Below are 21,333 nucleotides of genomic sequence, written 5' to 3' on the forward strand. Positions count from 1 at the left end.
CCCGCACCGCACCCCAAAAACGCACCCGCACCGAACGCGGCAACACGAACCCGCCAGCCACCACAAACTCCCAGCTCACGAAGGATGTTGCAACGACCGCATGAATCCGCCCCACTTTCGGGACATCTGGTGTCCTGAAAGTGGCTTTCGCGACACCGCCGCTCCTCCGAATCGCCACTCATGACGCACCTGACCGAGGTCTCGCCGACGGGGTCCTTCGCCTCGTCTGACGCAGTGAAGGCCCCCTTCACTGCGCCAGACGCAATGAAGGGGGCCTTCACGTACTTGGAACGCCGCTGGGGCCTAAAGCGTCAGCGACCAGGTGTCGAGAACCCCCGTGTCACCGGGGCCGTAGTCGGTGATCCGCAGCTGCCACTTCCCACCGGCCGGGGACGACGCGCCGGGCACCGAGAACGTCCGCGCGCCGTTCCAGGCCGTGCACGCCGAACCGCCGCTGGACTTGAGCGGGTAGGCCTTGCCCTTCGGGTCGAGGAGCGTGATGCCGAGGTCCTCGGCGCAGGTGTGCCGGATCGTCACCGAAATCCCGAGCGAGGTCGCCGCCTGTCCGGTGAGGGTCGAGGTCACCGGGCTGAACACCTGCTGGTAGTCCCGGATCGGGAAGTCCGCGTCGTTGCCCAGCGTCCGGCCGCCACTGTTGCCCGGCTGCGTCTTGGCGGACACGGCACCGCTCGCGGGGGACACGTTCCCCGCCGCGTCGCGGGCCTTCACCGTGAAGGCGTAGGAGGTGTCCGGGCTGAGACCGGTCACGGTGGCGCTGGTCCCGGTCACGGAGGTCGCCAGCGTCGAGCCGTTGTAGACGTCGTAGCCCGTGACGCCGACGTTGTCCGTGGCCGCGTCCCAGGCCAGCGAGACGCTGTTAGACGTCGTGCCGGTGGTCCGTGCGTTGCCGGGGGCGCTCGGGGCCGTGGTGTCACCGGTGCCGCCGCCGGTCACCAGCGTGAGGTTCCACTTGTTCAGCGCTTCGATCACCGGCTGGAAGAGGGACATGTCACCGTCGCTCGGGTTCTCCACGCATTTCGACGGGCCGCCGTCGTGCAGGCCGACCGCCTTGGTGCCGAGCAGCCAGCCGCCGCCCGAGTCGCCGCCGAGCGAACACGCCGTCGTCCAGGTCAGGTCCTCGATGATCAGCCCGCCGCCGTAGTCGACGGACTTGTGCGTGTACTTCACCTCGCCGCATTTCCACTTCGAGGTGTTGCCGGAGTGGCAGACCCGGTCGCCGACCATCGCCTCGGCCGAGCCCGTGATGGTGACGGCGGGCTCGCCCCAGGTGTTGACCGCCGCCGAGAGTTCCCAGCCGGGCTGCGTCACCGCGACAACGCCCATGTCGCCTTCGCGGGCGTTGACGCTGCGCGTGCCGCCGACGTTCGACGTTCCGATCCGGTTCTGCTGGCTCTGTGCGCCATAAGCTGCCTGATCACGGTCGTTCGTGCAGTGCCCGGCGGTGAGGAAGTGCTTGCCGCCCGCCGAATCGGTCGCGCCGAAGCCGACCGAACAATAGGTCTCACTGCCCGGCCACCACGGGCTGCCGGTCTGGATCGTGCCCGCCTGCTGGCGCGGCGAGGACCCCGTTTCGGTGATCCGCACGCCGAGATCCCTTGCGCGGGAGAGGAAACTCTCGGTTTCGGCGGTCTTGCGGGAGCGGTCGATCGACACGCCGACCTCGTTGTTCCGGACGTCGACACCCCAGCCGAACACGCCGGGAACACCGTCGCCGACGAGCGCGCGGACGGCGTCGTCGGTCCGGTCGAGGTCGGCCTTGGTCCGGGACACCAGCCGGGTTTCGGCGCCGGTCGCCCGGGCCGCGTCGGCGTCCGCGGCGTTCGTGACCGCGAGGGTGAGTTTGCCGGTGGCCGCGTCGAACCATTGCCCGGCGGTGCGGGCGCGCAGCCCGGCGGGCAGCGACGTGGCCAGCCGGTGGGCTTCGTCCTGCGCCGCCAGCTGGGCCTTGGCTTCGGACGTGGTCAGGCCGAACGCGGTGGCCACGCCGTTGACCTCGGCGTCGGGATGGACCGGAGCCGGTGGTGACGCCGCTTGAGCGGTCGGGCTGAGTCCCAACGCGGCCAAGGCCAAGAGACTCAGATAAGAAAGCACTTCGTTGTGCCGTCGCATGCGCACTCCTCTAATCGAAAGCAGGTGCGCCGACGGTAATTCCCCCACCCCGCGGAATTGTAGATCCACGAGTCGTTAACAATTAAGAGTCCCAGTCCCACTCGAAGCCGAACCGGCCGGGACCGAAATTCAGCGCGACGCCGTGCACGGAATCGTCACCCGGCAGGACATCCGTCCATTCCGCGGGCTGTCCGTCCTGTTCGGAATAGCGACGGCATCGCGCCGGGAGAGCATCGGGGGAGAACCGGATCTCGAGTACGTATTCCCGGGCGGGCCTGCGGAATTTGCGTTCGTAGTTCGTCGCGTGCGGGAACGGGGCGCTGTTCGCCAGGGTGTGCTCGGTGATGACCGTTTCGCCTTTCGCGAGTGGCCGTTCGAAGAGCAGTTCCATCACGAGAAGGCCGTCTTCGGGGCGATGCACACTCCGGCCGGGGCGGCAGCCTCGCAGTGACGTCATCCGGGGCAGCGGACGGTCGTGTTCGTCGATGTGGACGATGACCACCCACCGGTCCGGACCGTCGGCCTCGGCGCGCAGCACCTGCCTCGACCGGAACGCGAGCTCCTCCTGCCCGGGGCCGACGGAGACGACGTCGTGCTGGCTGATTCTCGTCAGCCGTTCGTCCCATTGGGTGTCGACCTCGCTGACGGCCGCGTCGATCCGTGTCCGGTCCGGCCAGAACCGGCCGATCTCGGGCAGGCCGTCGGTGCGGGCAGGCCACCGGCCGCGGGCGCGCGGCGGGCCGAGCAACGCGGTCAGGCAGCCGGGCGGTACGTCCAGCACCTGCTCGAGGTGGCGGAGCGCGAGCACCGAATCCCGGCGCTCCGGGCGACTGCGCCCGGACTGCCAGTAGCTGAGCGTCGCCGCGGTGATCGAGACGCCGCGAGCGCGCAGGTGGTCGCGCAGGCGTTCCAGGCTCAGACCGCGCGCCCGGATGGCCTCGCGAAGCGCGTCGGCGAAGGGCCCGTCACGAAGCAACCGCTCGAACTCGGGCCGGGGTTCCGCTCCGCCGGACATCACGCGACGAGCATAGATCCGGTCCGCGGGTAAATGAACCGGCCGAGGCCCTGGCCTGGTCGTTAACCGTTAACAGGGGTGTCGAACCGGCGGCGGGAGTCCTCGATGTGGCCGAGGAACCGGTGGGTCCAGTCGCACATCCCGTCGACCGTCGCGCGCAGGCCGTGGCCCGCCTCGGTGAGGGTGTAGTCGACCCGCGGCGGCACGGTCGGATGCACCGTGCGCCCGACCAGGCCGTTGCGTTCCAGCATGCGCAGGTTCTGGGTGAGCATCTTGTGGCTGATGCCCTCGATGTCGTTCCGCAGTTCGGTGAACCGCCGCGTGCGGTCGCCGATCATCTCGATGATCAGGAGGGCCCACTTGTTGGCGACGTCGGAGAAGATCTCCCGCGCCAGCGAGTCCGCCCTCATCAGATCCGCGTCGTCCGCCGTACCGCTGAGCTGCTTGGTCACCATCAGGTTCCCCAGTCACGAAAAAGTGCGTTCTTCCAGGTCGTCTCACACTCTCCTACGGTTTCTGGGTAACCACAAGTGACCACGATCGAGGAGTACGGATGAGCATCACCCTGGTGAACCCGGCGGGGCTGCCGGAGATCCCCGCCTACCGGCAGGTTTCGATCGCGACGGGATCGAAGCTGGTCTTCGTCGCGGGACAGGTCGCCTGGGACGCCGACGGCGCCACTGTCGGCGAAGGCGATCTCGCCGCTCAGGTCGAGCAGTGCTACCTGAACATCGGCACCGCGCTCGCCGGGGCCGGCGCCACCTTCGACGACGTCGCGAAGATGACCGTCTACGTCGTCGACTGGACCCCGGACAAGCTCGCGCTGTTCCTCGAAGGCGTGGACCGGGCCGCCGCCAAGCTGGGCGGCACCCCGGTCCCGCCGGGCACGCTGATCGGCGTCGCGGCCCTCGACGTACCCGAGCACCTGGTCGAGGTCGAAGCGACCGCGGTCATCGGCTGAGGCTCACTGACCGCGGGCGGCGCGCCAGATCGGGCTGTCGACGTAGTGGTTGTCGTACTGCTTCGAGGACGCGGCGATCTCCGAAGGGTCGGCTTCACCGCGGGCGACCCGCTCCAGCAGCCGGTAGTAGTCGAAGCGGGCCATGCCCGGCGTGAAGGTCACCAGGACGTCGGCGTCCGAGCCGTCGGCGGGCCCGAACGCGTGCGGCACCTGGGGCGGGACGGCGAGGAAGTCGCCCTTCTCCAGGGTGTGCAGGGTTTCGTCGACGAGCACCTGGAGCTTTCCTTCGAGGACGAAGAAGAACTCGGTCGCGCGGGTGTGGAAGTGGGCCGGGGTGCCGAAGACGCCCTGCTTCAAGGTCGCGCGGTTCGCGGTGAAGCCACCGTCAGTGGTGTCCGAGTCGGCCAGCAGGGTGATGTCACTGCCCGGCGCGTCGCTGACGATCTCGGCGTCGGCGGCCCGGAGGAGGATGGGGTCGAACATGGTGGCGTCTCCTTGGGTTTCCGTGTTCAGCGGGCTCGCTGACAGGACAAGCCTCTCCCGGGAACCCGCCTTGATCAACGCGGAAAGCCGCACCGATCGATAACCTGTGGATTATCGATCGGTGCGGAGCTCACCAGGCCAGCGCGGACTGCTGGGCGGGGACGGCCGTCGCCAGGTCGGCCGAGAACAGCCGCATCAGCGGCGGCAACCGGTAGGTGTCCTCGTCGCCCCATTCGGCGAGGCCCAGGTCGACCAGGCGATCCAGCGCCGCCTCGGCCTTCAGGGGGCAGACGCCGAGGGCGTCGGCGGCCTGGCCCGTGCGGCACACCTCGTATCCCGGTCTGCCGAGCAACCGGAACGCGGACGCCGCCAGCGGATCCTTGCCCGCCGCGATCGGCTGGAACGCCGAGAGGTACAGGGCCCGCAACGATTCCCCGCCGAACCCCAGTTCGTCGAGCCTGCTCTCCTCCGGCGCGAGCCGGTTCCCCAGCCAGGACAACGGCCGCGTCGGCCGGTTGGCGAGGATCGTGCCCGCGATCCTCAACGCGGCCGGGATCCCGTGGCAGTGCCGGACGATCTCGGCGGCCGCGCGGGGGTCCGCGTCCACTCTGGACCTGCCCGCGACCCTGGCGAGGATGTCCAGGCCATCCTTTTCGGACAGACGGCCGAGCACGACGTGCTCCGCGCCGTCCAGCATCAGCGGTGAGCGGCTGGTGATCAGGACCGCGCACGACCCCGTCGCCGGGATGAGCGCGCGCAGCGCGGCGGACTCCGTCGCGCCGTCGAGCACCAGGAGCGCCGCCCGATGGGAGAGACGCGAACGCAGCACGGCGGCGGCCTCGTCCGGCGTCCACGGGATGTCGGACGTCGGGACGCCGAGATGCCGCAGCAACCGGGGAGGGACCCGGGAAGCCGGGCCGTCGACGCCGAGGTCGACGTACAACTGTCCACCCGGGAACCGGGCGCCGACCCGGTGCGCCACCTCCAGCACCAGCGCGCTCTTGCCGATCCCGCAGGGGCCGTGGACCACTGCGACCTTCGGCCCGGATCGCTCCGGCCCGACGAGCAGCGAGGCCAGCCGCGCGGCGTCGCCCGCCCGGCCGCCGAACGCCCGGCATCGCACCGGAAGCTCCTGTGGCACAAAGGCTTTCGGTGCCGGATCGCCGACGGTGGCGACCGGCGCGGGGGAGACCGTGGTCAGCCCCGGATCCCGGTCCAGCATCGCCCGGTGCAGTTTCGCCAGATCCGGTGACGGCTCCAGGCCGAGCCGGTCGGCGAGCACGCGTCGGCAATCCGTGTAGACCGCGAGCGCCCCGGCGGGATCACCGGATCGATACAGGGCGGTCATCAAATGCGCCCAAGGCCGCTCCCGCAACGGATGTTCGGCGACGAACTCGCGCAGCGGCGCGATCACCTCCCGGTGTTCGCCGAGACGCAGCCGGGCTTCCAGATGGTCTTCGGAGACCGAAAGCCGCAGTTCCTCCACCGGCGCGATCGAACCGGCGAGCGCCTCGTTGTCCGAGAGATCCTCCAGTACCGCGCCACGGCAGGCGGAAAGTGCCTCACCGAGATGACGGACGGCGGCGGCGTGGTCACCCCGTGCGAGTGCCGCCCTGCCCGCCCCCGCCCGTTCGGCGAACACGTGAAGATCCAATTCCCCTTGGCGCAGCAGGATTTCGTAGCCCGACGCGCGACCGGAGATGCGGTCCCCGGGTAAGACTCCCCGGAGCCGGTTCGCGTAGGTGCGCAGGTTGGCCACCGCCGAAAGCGGCGGCTCGTCTCCCCACAACGTCCGGATCAGCCTGCGAATCGGGACCGTCCGGCCCGGGTGCAGCAGCAATACGGCCAGCAGATTGCGCTGTTTGGCCGAACCCAGCGCGATCGTCCCGCCTTCGGTGTGTACCTCGAGCCTCCCCAGAACCCTGAACTCGATCGATGACACTCACACCTCTCCCGAGAGTTGGAGACAGAAACGTGAGACCCCTTAAGGCAGTTCTATCACCTTCGACTTTGCCGGACGTTCACTTCGCGCCGGGCGCACAGCCGATACACGCGGGCGTGTATCGGCGCTATCCGCGTTCGTGTACCGGCCTTTCCTACGTTGGGCGCTGCCGACGCCGTCCGGCGCGGAGGAAGTGAGGAGCGCGGAACATGCGCAAGACATTGGGAACCTTCAGCGACAAGCTGCTGGGCGTGTTCGTGGCCAAGGCCGACGTGGGCGCGGGCTGCCCGCCGGACCCGTACTACAAGCACTGCTACTGCCGCGAGCGCAGCGACTTCCGTCGCAACTGTTCGACGAACGGCGCCTGCAAGGAATTCTGCGGGCCCTGTTACGCCTTCCGGATCTGCGGAGGCTGATCGACATCCGTGGCGGCGGCGGGCGTGCGAACGCCCGCCGCCGCCACGGCGCCCCTGCCCGTCCCTCTTCCTCCACTGGAGAACACCATGGCCATCCTGACCGCCGCCGTCGTGCTCGTCGGACTCCTTTGCGTGCTGGACCTGCTGCTCAGCTTCGGCATCATCCGGAGGCTGCGCGAGCAGAACGAGACCCTGAAGAACGTGCAACAGCAGCGGGCCGCCATCGACCCGGAGATCGCGCTGCCCGCGGGTGCCAGCATCGGCACCTTCACGGCCGCCACGGTCGGCGGGACCGATCTGTCCAATGCGGACATCGACGGCACCCGCGCCCTCGTCGGCTTCTTCGCGCCGGCGTGCGAGCCCTGCAAGGAGCGGATGCCCCAGTTCATCGAGTACGCCACCCGGTTCGACGGCAAGGTGATCGCGATCGCCTCCGGGACCGAAGAGGAGACGGCGGACATGGTCGTCCGGCTCGGCGAGGTCGCCGAAGTGATCCGCGAGGCCGACGGCGGTGTCGTGCACCAGGCCTTCGGCGCCTCCGGATACCCCGCGCTGTGCCTGGTCGACGGCGACCGGACCGTACTGGCCAGCGGGTGGGAGATGTCGGCACTGCCGGTGCCGGCCGCACTGTGAACACCTCGCTCGGCGCCCGCCGGGTCTTGAGCCTGCTGACGGCGGCGGTCCGCCTCACCCGGCAGGCCGCCCCGGTGGGCACGCCGCTGTACATGGTGCTGTCGCTGCTCGGCGGTGTCGTGCCGCTCGCGACCGCGTGGAGCATGAAGGTCCTGCTCGACGGGCTGGCGGCGGGCGACGCCTGGCTGACGCTGCTCCCGTGGGCGGTCGCGCTGGCTGTCGCCGGGTTGCTGGCGGGACTGCTCCCGGTCACGACCGAGTATCTGAAGCAGCGGCTGGACCGCTCGGTCGCCGTCGTGACGATGGACCGGCTCTACCGCGCCATGGGAAGGCTGGCCGGGATCGCGAGGATGGAGGACCCGCGCTTCCGCGACAAACTCCGTCTCGCCCAGCAGACCGGCCGCAGCGGACCCGGCCAGCTCGTCGACGACGGGCTCGGCTCGCTCCAGTCGGTGATCACGCTGGCCGGATTCCTCGGGACCCTGCTCGTGATCAATCCGGGGATGGCGGCGATCGTGCTGGCCGCGGCCGTGCCCGCGCTGCTCGCCCATCTGCGGCTGAGCCGGGCGCGGGCGCGGGTGATGTGGTCGATCGCGCCCACCGAACGACGGGAAGTGTTCTACGCCGACCTGCTGGCGAGCCTGGACGCCGCGAAGGAACTGCGGCTGCTCGGGCTCGGCGACCTCTTCCGGCGGCGGATGCTCGTCGAGCTCACCGCCGCGCACGCCGTCGTCGAAGGCCAGGACCGGCGCGACGCGCGGATGCAGGGCCTGCTGGCCGGGCTGACCGCGGCGGTCTCGGCCGGTGGCCTGATCTGGGCGGTGTGGCTGGCCGCCACCGGCAAGCTCTCGCTCGGCGACATCGCCATCTTCGTGGCGTCGGTCGGCGGGGTGCAGTCCGCGTTGCAAAGCCTCGTCTCCCGGCTGGCGTCGGCGCATCACTCGACACTGCTGTTCGACCACTACGAGGAGATCGAGTCACAGGGGCCTGACCTCGCGATCCCGGCCGAACCCCGGCAACTGCCGGGGCTGCGTTCGGGCATCGAGTTGCGCGACGTGTGGTTCCGCTACGCCGAAGACCAGCCCTGGGTGCTGCGCGGGGTGGACCTGACCATCCCGCACGGACGGTCGCTGGCACTGGTCGGGCTGAACGGCGCCGGGAAGTCGACGATGGTCAAGCTGCTGTGCCGGTTCTACGACCCGGAGCGCGGCGCGATCCTCTGGGACGGCGTGGATCTTCGGGACGTCCCGGTCGAGGATCTGCGCGCGCGGATCGGCGCGGTCTTCCAGGACTACATGTGTTACGACCTCACCGCCGCGGAGAACATCGGTCTCGGTGACGTGTCCTGTCTGGAGGATCGCGAGCGCGTGACCGCGGCGGCGGAACGCGCGGGAGCCCACGACATCGTGGCCGGGCTTCCGCGCGGTTACGACACCTTGCTGTCCAGGATGTTCTTCGACGAAGCGGATCGCGAGGACCCGGAGACCGGCGTCCTGCTCTCGGGCGGACAGTGGCAGCGGCTCGCGCTCGCGCGGGCGTTCCTGCGGGACCGGCGGGATCTCATGATCCTGGACGAACCGAGTTCCGGCCTCGACGCGGAGGCCGAGCACGAAGTGCACAGCAGTCTCCGGCGGCATCGGGAAGGCGCGACCAGTGTGCTGATCTCGCACCGGCTCGGCGCGGTCCGGGACGCGGCCGTGATCGCGGTCCTCGCCGAGGGCCGGGTCGCGGAACTCGGCACGCACGACGAACTGATCGCTTCGGGCGGGAAGTACGCGCGGCTGTTCCGCCTGCAGGCTTCGGGCTACGACGAGGTGGTGTCCCAGTGACGTATGTGGTGCTCGCGGCGGCCGTGGTGGTCGTCGCCGTCGTCGGGTGGCTGGTCACGCTGCGCCGACGGCTGATCGTGGTGACCGTACGCGGGGTGAGCATGGAGCCCACCTATTTCTCCGGCGACCGGCTGCTGGTGCGGCGGTCCAGGCTGGAGCGGGTGCGCACCGGGCAGGTCGTCGTCGTGCAGGGCGGGCCGGGCAAGCCCGGCGATCCCACCGCCGGACGACTGGTGAAACGCGCGGTCGCGGTGCCGGGCGACCCGGTGCCGTCGCAGATCCCGGTACCCGGCACGGTCGTCCCGGCGGGAAACCTGCTGGTGCTCGGGGACAATCCCGCGCGCAGCAACGATTCCCGGCGGCTCGGCTACATCCCGGAGGACGCGCTGATCGGCGTCGTGCTCCGCCCGATCGGTCAGAGGTGAGTCATGACCTACGTCGCCGTGTTCGCGATGGTCCTTTGTGGACTGGTCCTGCTGGTGTCCGCGGTCAGCAAGGTCCGGGGTAAAGCGGCCTACGCGGAGTTCGTGGCGTCGGTGCCCGCGTTCGGGATCCCGGCGCGCTGGACCCGGCCGTTCGCCGGGGTGACCCTGGCCGCGGAGTTCGTGATCGCGGCTTCGCTGCTGCCCGCCGCCGCTCTGTCCGCGACCGGCGCCGGCCGATGGCTCGCGATAGCGGGGCTGGTGCTCGCGGCCGGGTTGTTCGGGGTGCTGACCGTGGCGGTGTGGCGGGCGGTGGCGCGCCGGACCGGTGCGGTGTGCCGCTGTTTCGGTCCGGCGCGCACGGTGCTCGCACCCCGGCACGTGGTGCGCAACGCGCTCCTGCTGCTGGTCGCGCTGGCCGGTGCCGCCGCGATGCCCGGTGCGGACGGCGCGGATCCGGCGGCCGTGGCCCTCGCCGCCGCCGTGGGCGCGGTGGGCGCCGTGGCGGTGGTGCGGTTCGAGGATCTGGCGGAGTTGTTCGCCGGGCCGGTCCCGGACGCGCGATGAGGCTCAGGCCGCGAAGACCTGCGAGTCGTCGGCGAACGCCTTGAACTCCAGGGCGTTGCCCGCCGGGTCCAGCAGGAACATCGTCCACTGTTCACCGGTCTGGCCTTCGAACCGGACGTAGGGCTCGATGACGAACGCGGTGTTCGCGGCGCGCAGCCGGTCCGCGAGCTTCCCGAACTCCGGCACGGTGAGGATCAGGCCGAAGTGGGGGACGGGCACGTCGTGTCCGTCGACCGGGTTGTGGATCCGTCGCGGCCGCTCCGGGGCGACATGCGTGACGAACTGGTGGCCATGGAGGTTCCAGTCGATCCAGGTGTCGGAGCTGCGGCCTTGTTCGAGACCGAGGACTTCGCCGTAGAAGGTGCGCGCGGCGTCGAGGTCGTCGACCGGCATGGCGAGGTGGAAGCGCGGGATGGGGGAGTCGAGGATAGTCATGTCTGAATGTTAACATTAGGACAAGATGAGCGGCCGCTACGATCGGGCCTTCCGAGGGAGGACGACGATGAGCGAACCCGGCCGGGTGGTGCCCGCCCGCCGCCGAGGGCTGGCCGACGAGGTCGCCGACAGGGTCAGGGACGCCATTTTCGGTGGTGCCTACCCGCCCGGCGCGCAGCTGCGCGAGGTGGAGCTCTCGGAGGCGCTGGGCGTCAGCCGCGGTCCGGTGCGCGAGGCGCTGCTCAAACTGGAGCGCGAAGGGCTGGTCCGCAGCGAATGGCATCGCGGCGCCCTCGTCACGACGTTGTCCGATGTGGACGTCGCCGAACTCGACAGCCTCCGTTCGGCGCTGGAACAGCTGGCCGTGCGGCTGGTGGTCGCTTCCGCGCCGGACGCGGACCTGGACGCGATCGACGAGGTCGTCGAGCGGATGGACCGGGCGCGCGACGAGCACGAGATGGTGCGCTGCGACATCGACTTCCACGACGCGGTCTACGCGGCTTCCGGGCACCGGCGGCTCATCGAAGCGTGGCAGGCCATCCGGTCGCAGGTGCACCTGTTCCTGCTGACCCGGATCGGCGTGAACTCCGAGGGCTACCTCGCGAACATCCCGGCGGAACATCGGCTGCTGGCGTCGGCTCTTCGCGCCCGCGACGGCGAGAAGGCCCTCGAACTCTTCGCTGCGCACCGCGGGCAGGCCCTGGACGTGCTCACCGGGAAGTGAAGGTCATGGCGCGGGGTGGCCCGCGTCTGCGATGATCGCTCACGAGAAGCGGGGCTGACCTGGTAATCGCTCACGGGCGATCGCTCGGCACGAATTGACGGCAAGGGACTTGACGGCGAGGTTTGTCAGGGCTTAACTCAAGCCCTGAAATAAGGCGTGTCCTGTGTCACAGGCGCGGATGCGACTTGGCCACTCACCCCGAGGACCATCGATGCGAATCGGAAAGATCGCTCCCGCGCTCGTGCTGGCGCTGGCGGCCGCCGCCACGACGGCGTGCGGCGGCGGCGACACGTCGTCCAGTGCCCCCAAGGAGCTCGTGTACTGGGCGTCCAACCAGGGCACCAGCCTCGACAACGACAAGGCGGTCCTGCAGCCCGAACTCGACAAGTTCGAGAAGGCGTCCGGGATCAAGGTCAAGCTCGAGGTCGTCCCGTGGACGGATCTGCTCAACCGGATCCTCGCGGCCACGACCTCCGGCAAGGGACCGGACGTGCTCAACATCGGCAACACCTGGTCGGCCTCGCTCCAGGCGACCGGGGCGTTCCTGCCGTTCGACGACGCCGCGCTGGAGAAGGTCGGTGGCAAGTCGCGCTTCGTCGGCCCGTCGCTGGCGGCCACCGGGGCGAGCGGCCAGCCGCCGGTCGGCGTACCGCTCTACGGCCAGGCGTACGGCCTCTACTACAACAAGAAGCTCTTCGCCGAGGCCGGCATCACCAAGCCACCGGCCACCTGGGAAGAACTCGTCGAGGACGGCAAGAAGCTCACCAAACCCGACAAGGGCCAGTGGGGCCTGTCGCTCCAGGCGGGCCAGGTCACCGAGAACAGCCACCACGCGGCCATCCTCGGAGCCCAGCAGGGCGCGCAGTTCTTCACCCCCGAGGGCAAGCCGCAGCTGGCTTCGGACCCGTCGGTCGCGGCCGTGCAGCAGTTCGTCGACCTGATGCAGAAGGACAAGATCGTCAACCCGTCCAACGCCGAGTACGCCGACACCGCCAAGTCCCTCAAGGACCTGTCGGACGGCAAGGCCGCGATGTTCATGAACCAGGCCTCCGCCGGCTCGTTCAAGAACATCGGGATGGACATGGCCAACCTCGGTGTCGCGCCGATCCCGCTGCCCGCCGCCGCGCCGCCGAACGGCCGGAAGGTCACCAGCTTCGTCGCGGGGATCAACATGTCGGTGTTCAAGAACACCAAGAACCCCGACGCCGCATTGGACTTCGTGAAGTTCATGGTCTCGGCACCGGAGCAGGCACTGCTCAACAAGACCTACGGTTCCCTGCCGACCGTCCAGGACGCCTACAGCGACGCGGCGTTCCAGACCGAGGACGTGAAGGTCTTCCAGAGCGTGCTCGCCAACTCGGCCGAGCCGATGCCGCAGGTCCCGCAGGAGTCGCAGTTCGAAACCCTGATCGGCACCGCGATGAAGGCGATGTTCGCCGACGTCGCCGCGGGCAAACCGGTCGACGGCGCCAAGATCCGGGACCAGCTGAACCAGGCGGATCAGCAGATCGCGGCCGGTAGTTGATGCCGACCGCTCTCGACGACGCCCCGGCCGTGCAAGCGGCCGGGGCACCCGCACCCCGCACCCGGCGCAAACGGCGCCGGGTCGCGCTGCCGTATCTGCTCCTGCTCCCCGCGATCCTGCTCGAACTGCTCGTCCACCTGATCCCGATGATCGCCGGGCTCGTGATGAGCTTCTTCAAGCTGACGCAGTTCTACATCCGGGACTTCTCGTCCGCGCCGGCGGCGGGACTGGACAACTACAAGTTCGTCCTGGACTTCAACTCCGCGGCGGGGAAGTCGCTGCTCGGCTCCTTCTGGATCAGCGTCCTCTACACCGTCCTCTCGGTCGGGTTCTGCTGGCTCTTCGGGACCTCGGCCGCCGTGCTGATGCAGAAGAACTTCCGGGGACGCGGCGTGCTCCGCACCCTGTTCCTGGTGCCGTACGCGCTGCCGATGTACGCCGCGGTGATCACCTGGTCGTTCATGTTCCAGCGCGACACCGGCCTGGTGAACAGCCTGCTGGGCACCGATTCCTTCTGGCTCATCGGGGACAACAGCTTCTGGTCGCTGGTGGTCGTTTCGGTCTGGCGCAACTGGCCTTTCGCGTTCCTGATCGTGATGGCCGGGCTGCAGAACATCCCCGGCGAACTGTACGAGGCGGCGGCGATCGACGGCGCGGGCTGGTGGCGGCAGTTCCAGGCGATCACCCAGCCGATGCTGCGCCCGGTCAACCAGGTTCTCCTGCTGGTGCTGTTCCTGTGGACCTTCAACGACTTCAACACGCCGTACGTCCTTTTCGGAGCGTCCGCGCCGAAGGAGGCGTCGTTGATCTCGATCCACATCTACCAGAGTTCCTTCGTGACCTGGAACTTCGGCCTCGGCTCGGCGATGTCGGTGCTGTTGCTGCTGTTCCTCCTGATCGTCAGCACCGTCTACCTGGGACTGACCGCGCGGAGGAGGAACGCCGTTGTCTGAGCCTCGCTGGGTCCCGTGGGCCCGCCGATTCGTCCTCGGCTTCCTCGCCCTGTTCACCCTGGTGCCGCTCTACGCGATGGTTTCGTCGTCGCTCAAGCCGCTCGGGGACGTGCAGGGCAAGTGGGAATGGTTCCCGTCGACGCTGACCATCCAGCCGTTCTTCGACATCTGGGAGACCATCCCGCTCGCCGACTACTTCGTGAACAGCCTGATCATCTCCGGTTCGGCGGCGATCCTCTCGGTCGTGATCGCGATCTTCGCCGCATACGCCCTGAGCCGTTTCCGGTTCCGTGGCAAGAACTTCTTCAAGATGACCGTATTGTCCACGCAGATGTTCCCCGGCATCCTGTTCCTGCTGCCGCTGTTCCTCATCTTCGTCAACATCGGCAACACCACCGGCATCGTCCTGTACGGCTCCCGGCTCGGGCTGATCATCACCTACCTGACCTTCTCGCTGCCGTTCGCCATCTGGATGCTCGCCGGCTACATCGACTCGATCCCCAAGGAACTCGACGAGGCCGCGATGGTCGACGGCACCGGGCCGCTCGGCGCGCTGATCCGGGTGGTCATCCCGGCCGCCACCCCGGGCATCGTCGCGGTGGGGATCTACTCGTTCATGACGGCCTGGGGCGAGGTCCTGTTCGCGTCGGTGATGACCGATTCGGGCACGCGGACCCTCGCCGTCGGGCTCCAGGAGTACTCCACCCAGGTCCAGGTGTACTGGAACCAGGTCATGGCCGCCTCCCTGATCGTGTCCGTCCCGGTCGTCGCCGGATTCCTGCTGCTGCAGCGCTATCTCGTCGCCGGTCTCACCGCCGGCGCCGTCAAATGACTCGCATCGCCGAAGAGAGGTCTGCCTTGAATCTGCACCTGCCCGCCGATTTCCTGTGGGGTGCGGCCACCGCCTCGTACCAGGTCGAGGGTGCCGTCGACGCCGACGGCCGCCTCCCGTCCATCTGGGACGACTTCGTCCGGGTCCCGGGTGCCGTCGTGAACGGCGACACCGCCGACGTCGCTTGCGATCACTACCGGCGCTGGCCGGAAGATCTCGACATCATGAAACAGCTGGGCCTGGACGCCTACCGCTTCTCGGTCGCTTGGCCGCGGGTGATCCCCACCGGGCGAGGCGAGGTCAACGCGGCAGGACTGGACTTCTATGACCGGCTGGTCGACGCGCTGCTCGAAGCCGGGATCCGGCCGTTCGCCACGCTGTTCCACTGGGACCTGCCCTCGGTGCTGCAGGCGACCGGCGGCTGGCCCGAGCGCGACACGGCCTACGCCTACGCCGAGTACGCGGCCGTCGTCGCGGCCCGGCTCGGTGACCGGGTCAAGGACTGGAACACCGTCAACGAACCGCTGTGCTCGGCCTGGCTCGGCTACCTCGAAGGGCGCTTCGCCCCCGGGATCAAGGACCTCAAGCAGGCCATCCACGCCTCCCACCACCTCCTGCTCGCGCACGGCCTCGGCGTGCAGGCGATCACCGCGAACGCCGCCGAGCCCGCCAACGTCGGCCTGGTGGTCAACCTCAGCGGCATCGAGCCCGCGTCGGACGCGACCGAGGACGTCGAGGCGGCGGCCCGGATGGACGGGCACGTCAACCGCTGGTGGCTCGACCCGTCGAACGGGCGCGGCTACCCGGCGGACATGATCGAGGTCTACGGCGTCGAGCCGCCCGTGGTCGGCGACGACCTCGAGGTGATCTCGACCCCGGTCGGCTACCACGGGCTGAACTACTACTTCCGCCAGATCGTCGAGAACGACCCGAACGGCCCCGCGCCCCGCGCCCGGCAGGTGCCCGTCGAGGGGGCCGCCACCACCGCGATGGGCTGGGAGATCCACGGACAGGGGCTCGCGGACCTGATCCACCGGCTCGCCAACGAATACGGTGCCCGGGCGATCTACGTGACCGAGAGCGGCGCCGCCTTCGACGACAAGGTCGCCGAGGACGGCACGATCGACGACGCCGACCGCATCGCCTACCTGGAAGAACACCTGGGCGCGGTGGCCGGGGCGGCCGAAGCGGGTGAGCCGGTGAAGGGCTACTTCGCGTGGTCGCTGCTCGACAACTTCGAATGGGACAGTGGTTTGAGCAAGCGGTTCGGGCTCGTGCGGGTCGACTACGACACGCAGGTCCGGACGGTCAAGGCGAGTGGGCACCGGTACGCGGAGATCATCGCGGAGCACCACGGCCGGTAGCTGAGACGCGCAACCCCCGGACGCAATGAACGGGACTTTCCTTGCAAAATTTGCAAGGAAAGTCCCGTTCATTGCACGCTTGGGTCCGTGAAAGGGACGGTCACACCACGCCGTCGGCCTCGGCGACCTTCGCGACCCCGGCGGGCGGGGGACGATGCTGCTCCCGCTGTTCCCAATGTCGCATTTGAGTCGCTGAGCGTCTCAGATGCGACATTGGTAACCCGAACCCGAACCCGATCCCGGCGTCCGGTGGGTCGTGATCGGCCCGCGGCCAGGGCCGGTAGTGGTTCGTGCGGGCGGATGGACCCAGGGGCCCGGATTCGTCGCGCGGTACGAACGGCCGGTCCGCGAAACCTCCTAGGGTCGCCATGAACGAGGCGATCCTAGGAGGCGAAGTATGCGGACACTCTTGCGTGGCGGTCGTGTCATCGATCCGGCGACGGGATTCGACGGTACGGCCGACGTGCTGGTATCCGACGGGGTGGTGACCGCCGTCGGGGAAGGTTTGACCGCGGAGCCCGGCGACGCGGAGATCGACGTCTCCGGGCTCGTCGTGGGACCGGGTTTCATCGACCTGCACAGCCACGTGCACACCATCGCGGGCCAGCGGCTGCAGGCGATGGACGGGGTGACGACCGCGCTCGACCTCGAAGCCGGTCTGATGCCGATCGAGCGGGCCTACGCCGAGGCGGCCGCGGCGGGACGTCCGCTGCACTACGGGTTCTCCGCGTCCTGGGGCGCCGCGCGAGCTCAGGTGCTCGCCGGGATCGAGCCGGACGCGAACATCGACAGCGGGCTGGCGGTGCTCGGAAACCCGGCCTGGCAAAGGTCTTCCTCGCCGAAAGAGCTGGCGGCGTGGCTGTCCCTTGTGGACGGTGAGCTGGCCGCGGGCGCGCTCGGCGTCGGTGTGCTCCTCGGCTACGCGCCCGGCACCGACCCCGGTGAGTTCCTCGCGCTGGCCCGGCTCGCCAAGGAGGCCGGGGCACCGACCTACACGCACGTCCGTGAACTGGTCGAAGTGGATCCGGCGACGCCCATCGACGGTTCCGAGGAGATCGCGATCGTCGCGGCCGAGACCGGCGCCGCGATGCACCACTGCCACGTGAACAGCACGTCCGGCCACCAGATCGACAGGGTGCTGGCGGCGCTCGAAGCGGGCCGCGCGGCCGGGTCGCGGGTGACCGTCGAGGCCTATCCGTACGGGGCGGGCAGCACGGGGATCGGCGCGGCCTTCCTTTCGCCCGAGCGTCTCAAGATGAAGGGGCTTTCGCCGTCCAGCGTGATCATGCTGGAGTCGGGCGAGCGCATCGCCGACGAAGGCCGCCTGCTCCAGGTTCGTGAACAGGATCCGGGCGCGCCGTGCATCCTGGAGTTCCTCGACGAGAGCAGCGCGCACGACCTCGGCCTGCTGCACCAGGCGCTCGCGTTCCCCGACGCCATCGTCGCCAGTGACGCCCTGCCCGTGTACTGGAAGAACGGCACCAGCGAGAGCACCGAATGGCCGTTGCCGCCCGGCGGTGCGACGCATCCGCGCACGTCCGGGACCTACGCCAAGACGCTGCGCCTGATGGTGCGCGAGAGCCGCGCGTGGACCTGGCTGGAGGCGTTCCGGCGCTGCTCGTATCTGCCGGCGCGGGTCCTCGACGAGGTCGCGCCCGGGGCGCTGGCCAAGGGCAGGCTCAACGTGGGCGCCGATGCCGACATCGTCGTCATCGACCCGGAGGCCATCACCGACGCCGCGACCTACTTCGACTCGACGAGGCCCTCGGTCGGCGTCCGGCACCTGTTCGTCTCCGGTGTTCCCGTGGTCAGCGACGGTGAACTGCGCACGGACGCGTTCCCCGGCAAGCCGCTGCGGGGTGAGCCGCGATGAGCGAACTGCTCGCCGACATCGAAACCCTCGTCCGCTGCGAGTCCCCGTCTTCGGATCACGAAGCGGTCGCCCGCAGTGCCGAAGCGGTGGCCGGCCTGGGCCGCAGGCTGCTCGGTGTGGAGCCGGAGCGGATCGTGGTCGACGGCGTCACCCACCTGCGCTGGCGATTCGGGGACGGGCCGTCTCGCGTGCTGCTCCTCGGTCACCACGACACGGTGTGGCCCCACGGTTCGCTCGAGACCCATCCATTCTCTGTGCGGGACGGCGTGTTGCGCGGCCCCGGCTGCTTCGACATGAAGGCCGGGGTGGTGATGGCGCTGCACGCCGCCGCCGAGGTCCCCGATCGCGACGGACTGTCCATTTTGGTCACCGGCGACGAGGAGATCGGCTCGCCGTCGTCCCGCGCGCTGATCGAGGAAACGGCGGCGGGCTGTGACGCGGCGTTCGTGCTGGAGGCTTCGGCCGACGGCGGCGCGTTGAAATGCCGCCGCAAAGGCGTTTCCCATTACCGGGTCGAGGTGATCGGCCGTGCCGCGCACGCCGGGCTCGAACCGGAGAAGGGGATCAACGCGGGGATCGAGATCGCGCACCAGATCCTCGCGGTAGCGGCGATCGCCGATCCGGGTGCCGGGACCAGCGTGACCCCCACCGTCGTCTCGGCGGGAACGACGGTCAACACCGTTCCCGCGGCCGCGAGCGTGGCCGTCGACGTCCGAGTGTGGAACGAGGCCGAGCAACTCCGCGTCGATCACGCGATGCGGGAGCTCCGTCCGGTCCTGGAGGACGCGGAGGTCCGCGTGACGGGCGGGATCAACCGGCCGCCGCTCGAAGAAAGCTCGTCGGCGGGATTGTTCGAGCTCGCCCGGGAATTGTCGGGCGAACTCGGTCTCGGCGAGCTCACCTCCGCGTCGGTCGGCGGTGCTTCGGACGGTAATTACACCGCCGGGATGGGGGTACCCACGTTGGACGGCCTCGGCGCCGTCGGCGGCGGGGCGCACGCGGATCACGAACACGTCATCGTCGCGGAAGTGCCGCGGCGCACCGCTTTGCTGGCCGCGCTGGTGGAAAACGTCCTCGCGAAGCGGGGTCCGTCCGGCGCGACGAATCCCGCGGGCGAATCTGGTACGGCACGACAGTGACTCGGCCGCCGCGCCGGGAAAGGATTGTCCCGTGACGAATCTTGCGACGAATACGGAAAGCCTGGCCTCCCGGGAGGTGCGCGACGAAGCCGTCGCCGCCGCACGGGCCGCGGCCGCGGCTTCGGGCGTCGAAATCCGCGAACTCACCGAAATCGCCGATCTGGCCGCGGTGGTCGGCCTGTTCGAGTCGATCTGGAAGTTCGCGCCCGGCGCCCGGCCGGTGAGCACGGAACTGCTCCGGGCGATGTCCACGGCCGGGAACTACGTCGCGGGGGCGTTCGATCACGGCGAACTCCTGGGGGCCTGCTTCGGTTTCTTCGGGAACCCGGGGAAAGCGAGCCTGCACAGCCATATCGCCGGGGTCGCCGACGCCGGCGCGGGCCGGGGGATCGGTGCGGCGCTCAAACTGCACCAGCGCGGCTGGGCACTGCTCCAGGACGTCTCGCTGATCACCTGGACCTTCGACCCGCTGGTGCGGCGCAACGCCTACTTCAACCTGGGGAAACTCGGCGCACGGCCGATCGGGTACCTGCCCGACTTCTACGGTCCGATGGAGGACGGCATCAACGGCTCGGGCGACACCGACCGGCTGATGGTCGGCTGGGATCTGACGAGCCCGGACGTCCGTGCCGCCGCCTCCGGCCGACCCGTCCTGATCGAGGCGGAAGCACTGGGCGTGGCGAAGGCGCTGTCGGTCGACGCGGACGGCGGTCCGAGCATCGGATCCACCGACGCGCAGACCGTGCTCGTCGCGGTCCCCCCGGACATCGAACGGTTACGCCGCACCGATCCCGGTCGCGGTAACGCGTGGCGTGTCGCCCTGCGCGAAGTCCTCGGCGGACTGATGGCGGACAACGCCAAGGTCGCCGGTTTCGATCGTGCCGGCTGGTACGTGATCTCGAAGGAGCAGTCGTGAAACTCAGCGGTGTGGAACTGCGCCGGGTCCGGATGCCGCTCGTGGCCCCGTTCCGGACGTCGTTCGGGACGCAGGCCGAACGGGAACTGCTGCTCGTCCGCGCGGTGACCCCGGCGGGCGAGGGCTGGGGCGAATGCGTCGCGATGGAGGCGCCGCTCTACTCGTCGGAGTACAACGACGCCGCCGAGCACGTGCTGCGGAATCACCTGATCCCGGCCCTGCTGGCCGCCGAGGACTTGACCGCGTACAAGGTGACGCCGCTGCTGGCGAAGTTCAAGGGCCACCGGATGGCGAAGGCCGCGCTGGAGATGGCTGTCCTCGACGCCGAACTCCGTGCGCACGAACGGTCCTTCGCCGCCGAGCTCGGGTCCACTCGCGACTCGGTGGCCTGCGGGGTCTCGGTCGGCATCATGGACTCGATCCCGCAGCTGCTCGACATCGTCGGTGGCTACCTCGACGAGGGCTATGTCCGCATCAAGCTGAAGATCGAACCGGGCTGGGACGTCGAGCCCGTACGCCAGGTGCGGGAGCGCTTCGGCGACGACGTGCTGCTGCAGGTCGACGCGAACACCGCGTACACCCTCGGTGACGCGCCGCTGCTGGCCAGGCTGGACCCGTTCGAACTCCTGCTGATAGAGCAGCCGCTCGAAGAGGAGGACGTCCTCGGCCACGCCGAACTGGCCAAGCGGATCCGGACCCCGATCTGCCTCGACGAGTCGATCGTGTCCGCGAGGGCCGCCGCCGACGCGATCAAGCTCGGCGCCTGCCAGATCGTCAACATCAAACCGGGCCGCGTGGGCGGCTACCTCGAAGCCCGCCGCGTGCACGACGTCTGCGCGGCGCACGGGGTCGCGGTGTGGTGCGGCGGGATGATCGAGACCGGTCTCGGCCGGGCGGCGAACGTCGCGCTCGCGTCGCTGCCCGGGTTCACGCTGCCGGGTGACACGTCGGCGTCCGGCCGGTTCTACCGCACGGACATCACCGAACCGTTCGTGCTGGAGGCCGGGCACCTCCCGGTGCCGACCGGGCCCGGTCTCGGCGTCACGCCGATCCCGGATCTGCTGGACGAGGTCACCACGGCGAAAGCGTGGATCAGTTCGTAGCGCGCTACGAATTCCGGAGTTAGATTTGGTGGGATCGAACCATTCGGTTCGGCGAAGCCGGGTTTAACTTC

Annotated in this window: 21 protein-coding genes; 15 read left to right on the plus strand and 6 right to left on the minus strand. The window is 69.3% G+C overall.

Features of this window, described 5'->3' with window-relative positions:
- Positions 1-303: 303 nt before the first annotated feature.
- The 3 genes from ACLJRM_RS43725 to ACLJRM_RS43735 form a co-directional block, all read right to left on the minus strand.
- A complete protein-coding gene (locus ACLJRM_RS43725) occupies positions 304-2,130 on the minus strand; it encodes a proprotein convertase P-domain-containing protein (RefSeq protein WP_410666384.1) in 1,827 nt (608 codons plus the stop codon).
- A gap of 82 nt (positions 2,131-2,212) precedes the next feature.
- Entirely contained in the window at positions 2,213-3,145 is a 933-nt protein-coding gene (locus tag ACLJRM_RS43730) for a multiprotein-bridging factor 1 family protein (RefSeq protein WP_233223378.1), read from the minus strand.
- A 62-nt stretch (positions 3,146-3,207) separates the two neighbouring features.
- Positions 3,208-3,600: a winged helix-turn-helix transcriptional regulator gene (locus ACLJRM_RS43735; RefSeq protein WP_101608159.1), complete on the minus strand. Its 393-nt coding sequence runs from the start codon at positions 3,598-3,600 to the stop codon at positions 3,208-3,210.
- A gap of 98 nt (positions 3,601-3,698) precedes the next feature.
- On the opposite strand from ACLJRM_RS43735, the gene ACLJRM_RS43740 reads away from it, so the two are divergent.
- The gene (locus ACLJRM_RS43740; RefSeq protein WP_101608158.1) at positions 3,699-4,106 is read left to right on the plus strand and encodes a RidA family protein; all 408 of its coding nucleotides are present in this window, start codon (positions 3,699-3,701) and stop codon (positions 4,104-4,106) included.
- 3 nt (positions 4,107-4,109) lie between these two features.
- On the opposite strand, the gene ACLJRM_RS43745 is transcribed toward ACLJRM_RS43740, so the two are convergent.
- Positions 4,110-4,589 (minus strand): cupin domain-containing protein, encoded by a 480-nt coding sequence (locus ACLJRM_RS43745; protein WP_101608157.1) that lies wholly within the window; start codon positions 4,587-4,589, stop codon positions 4,110-4,112.
- 130 nt (positions 4,590-4,719) lie between these two features.
- Positions 4,720-6,531 (minus strand): BTAD domain-containing putative transcriptional regulator, encoded by a 1,812-nt coding sequence (locus tag ACLJRM_RS43750; protein ID WP_410666385.1) that lies wholly within the window; start codon positions 6,529-6,531, stop codon positions 4,720-4,722.
- 209 nt (positions 6,532-6,740) lie between these two features.
- Between ACLJRM_RS43750 and ACLJRM_RS43755 the strand changes: the two genes are divergently transcribed.
- The 5 genes from ACLJRM_RS43755 (at position 6,741) to ACLJRM_RS43775 (ending at position 10,398) form a co-directional block, all read left to right on the plus strand.
- Positions 6,741-6,947: a hypothetical protein gene (locus ACLJRM_RS43755; RefSeq protein WP_101608155.1), complete on the plus strand. Its 207-nt coding sequence runs from the start codon at positions 6,741-6,743 to the stop codon at positions 6,945-6,947.
- An 87-nt stretch (positions 6,948-7,034) separates the two neighbouring features.
- Positions 7,035-7,580 carry a TlpA family protein disulfide reductase gene (locus tag ACLJRM_RS43760; RefSeq protein ID WP_101608154.1) on the plus strand — a complete coding sequence of 182 codons (546 nt, stop codon included), beginning with the start codon at positions 7,035-7,037 and terminating at the stop codon, positions 7,578-7,580.
- The gene (locus ACLJRM_RS43765; protein ID WP_101608153.1) at positions 7,577-9,409 is read left to right on the plus strand and encodes an ABC transporter ATP-binding protein; all 1,833 of its coding nucleotides are present in this window, start codon (positions 7,577-7,579) and stop codon (positions 9,407-9,409) included. Before ACLJRM_RS43760 ends, ACLJRM_RS43765 begins: the two co-directional genes overlap by 4 nt.
- Entirely contained in the window at positions 9,406-9,834 is a 429-nt protein-coding gene (locus ACLJRM_RS43770; protein WP_199192993.1) for a S26 family signal peptidase, read from the plus strand. The genes ACLJRM_RS43765 and ACLJRM_RS43770 overlap by 4 nt, the downstream gene beginning before the upstream one ends.
- Before the next feature lie 3 nt (positions 9,835-9,837).
- Positions 9,838-10,398: a MauE/DoxX family redox-associated membrane protein gene (locus ACLJRM_RS43775; protein WP_410666386.1), complete on the plus strand. Its 561-nt coding sequence runs from the start codon at positions 9,838-9,840 to the stop codon at positions 10,396-10,398.
- Positions 10,399-10,401: 3 nt separating this feature from the next.
- Here ACLJRM_RS43775 and ACLJRM_RS43780 read toward each other — a convergent pair whose 3' ends face one another.
- A complete protein-coding gene (locus ACLJRM_RS43780) occupies positions 10,402-10,833 on the minus strand; it encodes a VOC family protein (RefSeq protein ID WP_101608151.1) in 432 nt (143 codons plus the stop codon).
- A 67-nt stretch (positions 10,834-10,900) separates the two neighbouring features.
- Between ACLJRM_RS43780 and ACLJRM_RS43785 the strand changes: the two genes are divergently transcribed.
- From ACLJRM_RS43785 to menC, 9 genes are all read left to right on the plus strand, one after another.
- Positions 10,901-11,557: a GntR family transcriptional regulator gene (locus ACLJRM_RS43785; protein WP_410666387.1), complete on the plus strand. Its 657-nt coding sequence runs from the start codon at positions 10,901-10,903 to the stop codon at positions 11,555-11,557.
- Positions 11,558-11,768: 211 nt separating this feature from the next.
- Positions 11,769-13,082: an ABC transporter substrate-binding protein gene (locus ACLJRM_RS43790; RefSeq protein ID WP_101608149.1), complete on the plus strand. Its 1,314-nt coding sequence runs from the start codon at positions 11,769-11,771 to the stop codon at positions 13,080-13,082.
- Complete coding sequence (locus tag ACLJRM_RS43795) at positions 13,082-14,035, plus strand: carbohydrate ABC transporter permease (RefSeq protein WP_410666388.1); 954 nt, start codon at positions 13,082-13,084, stop codon at positions 14,033-14,035. The genes ACLJRM_RS43790 and ACLJRM_RS43795 overlap by 1 nt, the downstream gene beginning before the upstream one ends.
- On the plus strand, positions 14,028-14,867 hold the full coding sequence (locus ACLJRM_RS43800; RefSeq protein WP_101608147.1) for a carbohydrate ABC transporter permease: 840 nt from the start codon (positions 14,028-14,030) through the stop codon (positions 14,865-14,867). Before ACLJRM_RS43795 ends, ACLJRM_RS43800 begins: the two co-directional genes overlap by 8 nt.
- Positions 14,868-14,893: 26 nt before the next feature.
- On the plus strand, positions 14,894-16,231 hold the full coding sequence (locus ACLJRM_RS43805; protein WP_410666389.1) for a GH1 family beta-glucosidase: 1,338 nt from the start codon (positions 14,894-14,896) through the stop codon (positions 16,229-16,231).
- Positions 16,232-16,628: 397 nt separating this feature from the next.
- Positions 16,629-18,104, plus strand: a complete 1,476-nt coding sequence (locus ACLJRM_RS43810) for an amidohydrolase family protein (protein WP_410666390.1) — start codon at positions 16,629-16,631, stop codon at positions 18,102-18,104.
- A complete protein-coding gene (locus ACLJRM_RS43815) occupies positions 18,101-19,243 on the plus strand; it encodes a M20 family metallopeptidase (protein WP_410666391.1) in 1,143 nt (380 codons plus the stop codon). The genes ACLJRM_RS43810 and ACLJRM_RS43815 overlap by 4 nt, the downstream gene beginning before the upstream one ends.
- Positions 19,244-19,274: 31 nt before the next feature.
- Positions 19,275-20,159: a GNAT family N-acetyltransferase gene (locus ACLJRM_RS43820; protein WP_101608143.1), complete on the plus strand. Its 885-nt coding sequence runs from the start codon at positions 19,275-19,277 to the stop codon at positions 20,157-20,159.
- Positions 20,156-21,262, plus strand: coding sequence for an o-succinylbenzoate synthase (menC, locus tag ACLJRM_RS43825; protein WP_410666392.1), 1,107 nt, complete (start codon positions 20,156-20,158; stop codon positions 21,260-21,262). Before ACLJRM_RS43820 ends, menC begins: the two co-directional genes overlap by 4 nt.
- Positions 21,263-21,333 lie beyond the last annotated feature (71 nt).

This window comes from Amycolatopsis sp. lyj-84 (assembly GCF_046549075.1).
Taxonomy (GTDB): domain Bacteria; phylum Actinomycetota; class Actinomycetes; order Mycobacteriales; family Pseudonocardiaceae; genus Amycolatopsis.